Origin of the sequence: Flavobacterium sp. W22_SRS_FK3 (assembly GCF_052113665.1) — a bacterium.
Lineage (GTDB): Bacteria > Bacteroidota > Bacteroidia > Flavobacteriales > Flavobacteriaceae > Flavobacterium.
The window spans coordinates 239,114-245,774 of record NZ_JBGQOF010000007.1 but is presented as its reverse complement, the minus strand read 5'-3'; the positions used below and the strand labels follow the sequence as shown (position 1 = coordinate 245,774).

The 6,661-nt window shown below is 34.6% G+C and carries 5 protein-coding genes; 3 read left to right on the top strand and 2 right to left on the bottom strand.

The annotated features are described in order from the left end of the window. Nucleotides 1–117: 117 nt before the first annotated feature. Nucleotides 118–546 (bottom strand): hypothetical protein, encoded by a 429-nt coding sequence (locus ACEN2I_RS09245; RefSeq protein WP_441765812.1) that lies wholly within the window; start codon nt 544–546, stop codon nt 118–120. A gap of 110 nt (nt 547–656) precedes the next feature. Beyond that, a complete protein-coding gene (gene katG / locus ACEN2I_RS09240; RefSeq protein ID WP_441765811.1) occupies nt 657–2,930 on the bottom strand; it encodes a catalase/peroxidase HPI in 2,274 nt (757 codons plus the stop codon). A 324-nt stretch (nt 2,931–3,254) separates the two neighbouring features. Here katG and ACEN2I_RS09235 point away from each other — a divergent pair, with 324 nt between their 5' ends. From ACEN2I_RS09235 to ACEN2I_RS09225, 3 genes are all read left to right on the top strand, one after another. Then, complete coding sequence (locus ACEN2I_RS09235) at nt 3,255–4,310, top strand: glycoside hydrolase family 130 protein (protein WP_441765810.1); 1,056 nt, start codon at nt 3,255–3,257, stop codon at nt 4,308–4,310. 299 nt (nt 4,311–4,609) lie between these two features. Further along, nucleotides 4,610–6,136, top strand: coding sequence for an ArnT family glycosyltransferase (locus ACEN2I_RS09230; protein WP_441765809.1), 1,527 nt, complete (start codon nt 4,610–4,612; stop codon nt 6,134–6,136). Then, nucleotides 6,137–6,661 carry a DUF4269 domain-containing protein gene (locus tag ACEN2I_RS09225; protein ID WP_441765808.1) on the top strand — a complete coding sequence of 175 codons (525 nt, stop codon included), beginning with the start codon at nt 6,137–6,139 and terminating at the stop codon, nt 6,659–6,661.

The window sequence follows — 6,661 nt, the reverse complement described above, 5'->3', positions numbered from 1 at the left end:
TTCTAATATCCTCCACTAGCAAAACAATCTCTTGAGCTTTGGTTTGCCTGGAGTTTTTTCTTTTAATTCTTCGATAATAAACCTGTCTGTCTATCCCGAACAAATAACAGGTAAATGCTACTGTTTGTTGCTCTTTTTGCTTGAAGTAGTCGATTGTTCGGGTGCAGAGTTTTTTCGGATATCAATTCGATATTCCTTTTCAGCCAAATCAATCATCATATCGAAAAGAATAGCTTTTTTGTCTGCAACAAAAGCCTGTCTCTCCAATAATGCTTTTTGCTTTTCCAATAATTTCACTTGGGCTTCAAGCTCCATTATCTTCTGTTCAGGTGTTTTTGCCATTTGGGTCGGGGTTTGGTTCTCCCAATCAAAGTTACCAAATTTTCTTAACCAATTTAAAACTGTCCCATGACTCTGAATGCCATATTGTTTCCTTGTTTGAGTAATCGAAATATTACCCTTTTCAATCTCACTAACAATCTGAAGTTTTAGTGACATACTGTAATCTCGTTGACTACGCTTTACATATTTTATTTGATCTTCCATAACGATGCTTTTTGTGTATCGCTATTTCAGGACTAGACAGATTGTTAAACTAAAAAAAGGAGTCTATAATTTGACTCCTTTTTTTAGTTTTCTTATTTAAGAATCTGTATCTATCCAATTAAATCAAACCGATCCAGATTCATTACTTTATTCCATGTCGAAACAAAATCATTTATAAATTTTTCCTGTGCATCGCTACTTGCATAAACTTCAGCAATAGCTCTTAATTCTGAATTAGATCCAAAAACAAGGTCTGCACGTGTTCCTATCCATTTTGGCTGACCTGTATTGCGGTCATTTCCTGCGTAAAGCTCATTATCATTCGATAGGGCTTGCCATTGTGTATTCATATCAAGGAGATTAACAAAGAAATCATTAGTAAGCTGACCAGGACGATGTGTAAATACTCCATTTTTTGTACCGTCTGTGTTGATATCAAGTACACGTAGTCCTCCTAAAAGGACTGTCAGTTCTGGCGCAGTAAGTGTCAGTAAATTTGCTTTATCAATAAGAAGTTCCTCTGTAGAAACTGTTGATTTTGTTTTTCGGTAATTACGGAATCCATCTGCTTTAGGTTCAAGATACCCAAATGATTCTACATCTGTTTGCTCCGAAGATGCATCCATACGACCTGGCGCAAAAGGAATTTTAACAGAATAGCCTGCTTCGTTTGCAGCCTTCTCTACTCCTACATTACCTGCTAAAACTATAATGTCAGCGAACGAAACTTTTTTTCCGGCCTGCAAAGCATGATATTCTGTCTGAATACTTTGAAGTTTATATAAAACCTTTTTTAGCTCAATCGGATTGTTTACCTCCCAGTCTTTTTGCGGAGCCAATCTTATACGCGCACCATTTGCTCCTCCTCGTTTATCTGATCCTCTAAAAGTAGAGGCCGATGCCCACGCGGTTCCAACTAATTGTGAAATACTTAAACCTGAATTTTCTATTTTTTCTTTCAATTGAGCTATATCATTCTCATCAATCAGGGCATGATTTACTGCTGGAATAGGATCCTGCCATAATAATTCTTCCTGAGGAACATCAGGTCCAAGATAACGAGAACGTGGTCCCATATCACGGTGGGTCAATTTAAACCATGCCCTTGCGAAGGCATTTGCAAAATCATCCGGATTTTCAAGAAAGCGGCGTGATATCTTCTCGTATGCAGGATCTAGTCTTAATGACAAATCAGTCGTAAGCATGGTTGGTAAATGTTTTTTTGAACTGTCAAAAGCATCCGGAATAATTGGTTGTGCATTTTTAGCCACCCACTGGTGAGCACCGGCAGGGCTTTTAGATAATTCCCATTCAAAACCAAATAAGTTTTCGAAGAAATTATTACTCCATTGTGTTGGTGTTTTTGTCCAGGTAACCTCAAGCCCGCTTGTAATGGCATCCGGACCTTTACCGGAACCAAAACTGTTTTGCCAGCCAAAACCTTGTAATTCTATACCGGATGCCTCCGGCTCTTTATCTACGTGATCAGAAGAGGCTGCTCCATGCGTTTTGCCAAATGTATGCCCTCCTGCAATCAGAGCCACTGTTTCTTCATCATCCATTGCCATACGACCAAAAGTATCACGTATATCTTTGGCTGCTTTAATCGGATCCGGATTACCATCAGGTCCTTCAGGATTTACATATATAAGTCCCATTTGTACAGCTGCAAGAGGTTTTTCAAGATTTCTGGAATGCAAATGTCCATCGGCATCATCATCAGATGATACAACACCATGTTCCTTCGGCACGCCTTCAGAACCATCATTATAACGCTCATCTCCACCTAACCATGTAGTTTCAGAACCCCAGTAAACTGCTTCATCTGGCTCCCATACATCGGCCCTTCCTCCTGCAAAACCAAATGTTTTGAACCCCATAGATTCTAACGCGACATTACCGGTTAATATCATTAAATCTGCCCAAGAGATTTTTTTTCCATATTTTTGTTTGATAGGCCATAAAAGTCTTCTGGCCTTATCAAGACTTACATTATCAGGCCAGCTGTTAAGAGGAGCAAAACGCTGTTGTCCAGCACCAGCACCACCGCGGCCATCTTGTACACGATAAGTTCCCGCACTGTGCCATGCCATTCTAATAAACAAACCTCCATAATGACCAAAGTCAGCTGGCCACCAACCTTGCGAATCTGTCATAAGATCATGTAGATCCTTTTTCACAGCTTCAAGATCAAGACTTTTAAAAGCCTCAGCATAATCGAAATTATTTCCCATCGGATCTGACAAAGACGAATTCTGTCTTAAGATATTTACTTTTAACTGTTTTGGCCACCAGTCACGATTCTTTGTACCTGATGCAGCCACATTATCCATACTGCCATTGTGAAATGGACACTTGCTAATGTCGTTTGATTGATTTTCCATAATTTATTTTTTTTTGATTTTATTATTTAACTGAATGACTAATTTACAAACTAAATAAAAAATTTGCATCCAAAATGTATATTATATTAATCTACTTTGATAGATAAAATCTATAAAAATGTTTATTCGTGAGTTTTACTGTAACATAAAATTAAAGATTTATAGTTTAAAAATTATATGATAATACTATAATAATGCTTCAATATCATATAAAATTCTTTATCAAAAAACCATTTACTTTATTGTTTTTATAATTTTCATTAACTTATCTAATTATTTGATTTTAAAGCATCAATATTAATTTAGTATTAATAAAATATAAATATGAGTGACATTGCACACAGATTTCCGGAAAATCCTTTATTGATGCCAAAAGATCTGCAACCAAGCAGTGATGATTTACAAATTATCAGTCTTTTAAATCCCGGTGTTTTTGTTTTTGAGCAGAAGACATGGCTTTTAGTTCGTGTAGCCGAATGCATCGCTCAAAAAGAAGGTGTTATTTTCTTTCCGTTAATCAATGCCTTGGGAAAAGTTGAAATTATAGAAATTTCCTTGAAAGATCCCGACTTAGTAGCTACAGATGCCAGAATAGTTCAATATAAAGGGCTTGACTACCTCACCACACTTTCGCATTTACGGATTTTGTGCAGTGATGATGGAATTCATTTTTATACACCTGAAGACATTCATCCACTTACAGGAGCCGGTGTATTAGAAAAGTTTGGAATAGAAGATGCCAGGGTTAGCTATTTAGAAGACACTTATTACATTACCTACACAGCAGTTTCTGCCAATGGTGTTGGAGTTGGATTACGTACAACAAAAGACTGGAAAAATTTTGAAAAAAAAGGGATGATATTTCCTCCCCATAATAAAGATTGTACCATTTTTGAAGAAAAAATTAATGGCAAATTTTATGCATTGCACAGACCATCAAGTCCGCAGATTGGTGGTAATTTTATTTGGCTTGCAGAATCTCCTGATGGTATTCATTGGGGAAATCATCAATTTCTTTTAGGAACCAGAAAAGACCTTTGGGACAGTGCAAGGGTTGGAGCCGGTGCAGCACCCATTAAAACGGATAAAGGCTGGCTGGAAATTTACCATGGGGCAAATGCAGAACAGCAATATTGCCTTGGTGCCTTTTTAATGGATTTAGAAAATCCTTCAAAAGTAATCGCCCGTACTTTGGAACCAATAATGATGCCTCAGGAAAACTATGAAATAAGCGGTTTTTTTGGATATGTTGTATTTACAAACGGTCATATCGTAGAAGGTGATAAACTTACTATATATTATGGAGCTGCAGATGAATTTGTCTGTGGTGCTTATTTTTCAATTACAGAAATTTTATCAACACTTGTTAATGAACTTTAATATTTTTTTTTAGAAATATTACATTTAAATATAGTTACATTCAAAAAGGCTTCTTCTATCACGGGTTATCATAAAATGATTAGGAACTAAATGTTAATCAAAATAATTTTTGCAAAGAAATAAAAATTCAAGGCTAGCAGAGTCAAAGCTCATTACTTATAAAAACCTTCAACTTAAGTTTATCGAGAGGATAGCCAAATCCACTCTGCCTGATACTTATTTCTCACTAAATAAATTATATATTAGCTCTCTTTTTAAAAACATCTTAAATTAAAAATCTACAACCTAAACCAATCAGAATGAGCAAAAAAACTATAATTTTAATTGGATTTATAATTTTAAAATTTGTTTTGCAATATGTATTGCTTAGTCCTGAATATGATTTGCAGCGTGATGAATATCTGCATCTTGATCAGGGCAATCATTTAGCTTGGGGTTACTTATCAGTTCCGCCGGTAACATCCTGGTTTTCTTATATTATTCTGTTGCTCGGAAATTCAGTTTTTTGGGTAAAATTTTTCCCTGCCCTTTTTGGTGTTTTGACATTGGTAATCGTCTGGAAAACTATTGAAACACTAAAAGGAAATTTATATGCCTTAATTTTGGGAGCAGTTTGTATAGTATTTTCATCATTATTGCGAATTAACATGCTTTACCAGCCCAACTCATTAGACATTTTATGCTGGACTGCTTTTTATTATGCAATGATTCAATATTTCAAAACCGAAAAAACCAAATGGTTCTATATAGCTGCAATTGTTTTTGCCTTAGGTTTTCTAAATAAATACAACATCTTATTTTTACTTATAGGTCTGTTTCCGGCACTTTTACTTTCCAGACAAAGAAAAATACTAGCAGAAAAACAACTCTACTTTGCGTTGATCTTAGGATTGATTTTAATTCTGCCAAATCTTTTATGGCAATATAATAACCAATTTCCAGTAGTCCATCACATGAAAGAATTGTCCGAAAAACAATTAGTTAATGTAGATCGTGTTGGCTTTTTGAAAGAGCAATTGTTGTTTTTTATTGGTTCTCTTCTAGTAATTATCGCTGGTTTGTATGCCTTATTATTTTACAAACCTTTTGGAAAATATAAATTTTTCTTTACTTCTATTCTCTTTACACTTATTATATTTTTATACTTTAAGGCAAAAGCTTATTATGCCATTGGCCTATACCCTATTTATATAGCTTTTGGATCGGTTTTCTTGTCCGAAGTTTTAAAAACGGGTTGGAAACGTTATTTGCAACCTGCATTTATTATCATTCCGCTATTGTTTTTTATCCCTATTTACAATCTTGCTTTTCCAAATAAAAGCCCGGAATATATTGTAAGCCATTCTGAAAAATATAAAAAACTGGGTATGCTTCGTTGGGAAGACGGAAAAGATCATGCGTTACCTCAGGATTTCGCCGATATGCTGGGATGGAAAGAACTTGCCCGCAAAACAGATTCTGTTTATGCTTTGTTTCCTAATTCTGAAAAAACGCTTGTCCTGTGTGATAATTACGGACAAGCCGGAGCTATTAATTATTACACAAAAAAAGGAATAAAAGCGGTTTCGTTTAATGCCGATTATGTGAATTGGTTTAATCTTGATGTATGCTACAAGAACCTTATTAGAATAAAGGAATATGAAGAAAACAGTAACGAATTTAAAGAAACAAGTCCGTATTTTGAATCTTCTTTTATTGGTAGTCAAATAACAAATAAATATGCCCGAGAATACAAAACCACCATTTTTGTTTTTACAGGAGCTAAAATTAATATCAATAAAAGATTAGCAAAAGAAATAAAAGAAGAAAAAAATTATGCCGACTAAATGATTGATTTCAGCACTATAAAATATTTAAAAATTGGAAAACCAAAACAGATGCTGGCTTATAAAACTTTAAAGCAGCATATGATTTTGGAGATTCTCTTTGAATTCAATCCTATTTTAGTAGGTACTATACCCATTCACATCGACATTGAAAGCAGTGATCTCGATATTATCTGTTACTGGAAAAACAAGTCCGATTTCATAAATAAAATTTCTTCTGCATTTCAAAACAAAACCCATTTTAAAATTCTGGAAACGAGTATTAATAATCATGACGCTGTCGTTGCTAGTTTTAAAGTAGATGATTTTGAAATTGAAATCTTCGGACAAAATATACCTACAAAAAATCAAAACGGATACAGACACATGATTATTGAACATCAAATTCTGGAGTCAAAAGGAGAAGATTTTCGTTTGGAAATCATAAAACTCAAACAAAACGGTTATAAAACTGAACCTGCTTTTGGTAAATTATTAGGTTTAAAAATCGACCCGTATGCCGAATTACTAGATTACAAGATCTAA

Excerpts from the sequence above, each read along its gene's own strand:
- ACEN2I_RS09245 (WP_441765812.1), bottom strand. The coding sequence starts at position 546 with ATGGAAGATCAAATAAAATATGTAAAGCGTAGTCAACGAGATTACAGT.
- ACEN2I_RS09235 (WP_441765810.1), top strand. The coding sequence starts at position 3,255 with ATGAGTGACATTGCACACAGATTTCCGGAAAATCCTTTATTGATGCCA.
- ACEN2I_RS09230 (WP_441765809.1), top strand. The coding sequence starts at position 4,610 with ATGAGCAAAAAAACTATAATTTTAATTGGATTTATAATTTTAAAATTT.
- katG (WP_441765811.1), bottom strand. The coding sequence starts at position 2,930 with ATGGAAAATCAATCAAACGACATTAGCAAGTGTCCATTTCACAATGGC.
- ACEN2I_RS09225 (WP_441765808.1), top strand. The coding sequence starts at position 6,137 with ATGATTGATTTCAGCACTATAAAATATTTAAAAATTGGAAAACCAAAA.